Annotated in this window: 4 protein-coding genes; all 4 read right to left on the bottom strand. The window is 70.1% G+C overall.

What is annotated here, in order from left to right; all coding sequences use genetic code 11:
- Window positions 1-643 (bottom strand): histidine phosphatase family protein (locus AC1D12_RS30605; protein WP_477844990.1); only part of this gene is annotated, 643 nt, incomplete at its 3' end.
- Window positions 643-1,269: a YbhB/YbcL family Raf kinase inhibitor-like protein gene (locus AC1D12_RS30600; RefSeq protein WP_477844989.1), complete on the bottom strand. Its 627-nt coding sequence runs from the start codon at window positions 1,267-1,269 to the stop codon at window positions 643-645. The genes AC1D12_RS30600 and AC1D12_RS30605, both read right to left, overlap by 1 nt.
- A gap of 12 nt (window positions 1,270-1,281) precedes the next feature.
- Window positions 1,282-1,605, bottom strand: a complete 324-nt coding sequence (locus AC1D12_RS30595) for a DUF1840 domain-containing protein (protein WP_047510261.1) — start codon at window positions 1,603-1,605, stop codon at window positions 1,282-1,284.
- On the bottom strand, window positions 1,602-2,610 hold a 1,009-nt coding region (locus AC1D12_RS30590), incomplete at its 5' end, for a class I SAM-dependent methyltransferase (RefSeq protein ID WP_477844988.1). The genes AC1D12_RS30590 and AC1D12_RS30595, both read right to left, overlap by 4 nt.

Below are 2,610 nucleotides of genomic sequence, written 5' to 3'. Positions count from 1 at the left end.
CGTCGAGCGACGGGCCGTCCAACCCGCCCAACCCGTCGAAGTGGTGCGTGTCGTTCCAGCCGACCAGCGTGAAGCCCTCGGGCGTGTAGAGCAGCCGGTTGATGCTCGCATTGCCGAGCTGCCAGGAGCGCGGCGCCTGCAGGTCGATGCGGGCCGCGGCGCGGTAAAGGCAGTCCATCACGCCGCCGTGCGCGACGATCGCGATGCTGCTGCCGAGGTGGGCCTCGGCCAGCCGCGTCACCGCGCCCACGCAGCGGGCGGACAGCTGCTGCAGGTTCTCGCCGCCTTCGGGGCCGTAGTCGGGATCGCGCCGGCGCCAGCGCAGGCTCTGCTCGGGCCAGCGGGCCTCGATCTCGGCGAAGGTCCAGCCCTCGAAGACGCCGAAGCTGCGCTCGCGCAGGCCGGCATCGGCATGCACCGGCAGCCCGTGCGGCCGAGCGACCGCCTGCGCGGTCTCGAACGCACGCTGCAGGTCGCTCGCGAACACGATGTCGACCTGCTCGTGCGCCAGCGCGGCGCCCAGCCGCCCGGCCTGCCAGCGGCCCTTGTCGTTCAGCGGAATGTCGGTGTGGCCCTGGATGCGGCCATCGACATTCCAGGCGGTCTCGCCGTGGCGGATCGCGAGGATTCGAGTCAGCTGCATCAGATCAGGCGTCGATTGAGGGTGTAGGTACCGGAGTGGGTCGCCTCGGCCAGCACGTGCCGGGCGATCGCCTCGCGCACCTGCGCGCCGCTGAACACGCCGTCGACCGGCGTGCGCGCCACGTCGAGCGCATACAGCGTGAACACGTAGTGGTGCACCAGCGAATCGTTGAACGGCGGGAACGGGCCGTCGTAGCCGAAGTACTGCCCCRCCATCTCGGCATTGCCGGCGAACCAGCCGGTGTAATCGTTCAGGCCGTGCCGCGCGCCGTGCAGCGCCTGCGGGCCCGGCTTGCCGCGCGCGCTGAAGCCGCGGCTGAACTCGCCCTCGCCGATCGCCGAGAGGCCGGCCGGCAGGTCGACCATCACCCAATGGAAGAAGTCGACGCGCGGCAGGTCGCTCGGCACCTCGCGGTCGGCCTGGTTCACGTCGTCGCCGCGGCTCGGCACGTCGAAGTCGTGGCAGATCAGCGCGAGCGATTGCGTGCCCTTCGGCACCTCGCTCCACGCCAGGTGCGGGTTCAGGTTGTCGGAGAAGCCGACGCCCGACGCACCCTCCAGCCGTCCGGCGGCATAGCGCGCCGGAATCCGGTCGCCGTTGATCCAGCTGTCGCTCCACAGTTTCATCGCTGCTCCTCCTCAGACACCCCAGGTGATGCCGGCATCGGCCGGTTGCGAACGCTTCATCATCTCGACCAGCGGCCAGGCCCGCTGGCGCAGGCCCACGCCCTCGGCCGGCGGCAGCTTCTTCCCGTCGGCCGCCGCCTCCTGCTCGGCCTGCTTGCGCGCCGCCTCGTCCTGCGCGATCGCGGCCTCGAGCGCCGCGATGGCCGCCGGCATCTGCGCCGGCTCGATGATGCCCGTCGCACCCGGCGCCTTGCCGATCAGGCGCAGCACCTGGTCGCCGTTCGGGCCCATCATGATCACGTCGCCGGCCGCCTTCGATTTGAACTTGTAGATCATCGGTACATGTACTCGCGGTTGAACGGGAACTCGGATTGTGCGCCGCGCATCGGCCCGCGCGCCGGGTTGCCGTCCGGCCGTGCGGCCAGCATCTGGAACAGCGAGATCCAGCCCTGCTCGAAGCACATCGCGCTGCCGGCCAGGTAGAGCCGGTAGGCGCGCACCACGGATTCGCCGGTCAGTTCGCGCGCGCGCCCGAGCTGGTGCTCCAGCGCCGCGCTCCAGGCCCACAGCGTGCGTGCGTAGTGCGGGCGCAGGTTCTCGGCGTCCACCGGCTCGAGCTGCGATTCGCTCATCACCTTCAGCACATGCGACACATGCAGCAGTTCGCCGCCGGGGAAGATGTAGCGCTCGATGAAGTCGCCCATGCCGGCGCCCAACTGCTCGTTGCGCGTGCTGCCGGCGGTGATGCCGTGGTTCATCAGCAGGCCGCCCGGCTTCAGCAGCCGGCGGATCTTGTCGAAGTAGGCCGGCAGTTGTCCGTGGCCCACATGCTCGAACATGCCGACCGAGGCGATCTTGTCGAAGGGCGCGTCCTCCGGCAGCTCGCGGTAGTCGCGCAGTTCCATCGTGACCCGCCCGCGCAGCCCGCTGCGCTCGATCAGCCCGTTGACGTGCGCATGCTGGTTCTTCGACAGCGTGATGCCGTGCGCCCGCACGCCATAGTGCTGCGCGGCCCACATCAGCAGCCCACCCCAGCCGGCGCCGATGTCGAGGAAGCGCTCGCCCTCGCGCAGCATCAGCTTGCGGCAGATGTGGTCGAGCTTGGCCTCCTGGGCCTTCGCGAGCGACAGGCTGCCTTCGCGGAAGTAGGCGCAGGAATAGACCTTGAGCGGATCCAGCCACAGCGCGTAGAAGTCGTCCGAGACGTCGTAGTGGAACTGGACCTGCTGCGCATCCGATTCGGTGCTGTGGCGCGCCCGCGAGCGCGCGGCCCGCGTGATGTTGCGCCACCACGCGAGCGGCGCGCCGGTCGGCTCCGACTGGGTCGGGTCGTCGTCGATC

Source organism: Rhizobacter sp. P1_G5 (genome assembly GCF_056405435.1).
Note: the sequence above shows the minus strand (reverse complement) of the source record. Positions and strands in the feature narration are given on the sequence as shown.

What these genes read in the sequence shown, in the direction of transcription:
- AC1D12_RS30595 (WP_047510261.1), bottom strand. Translation starts at nt 1,605, where the DNA reads ATGATCTACAAGTTCAAATCGAAGGCGGCCGGCGACGTGATCATGATG.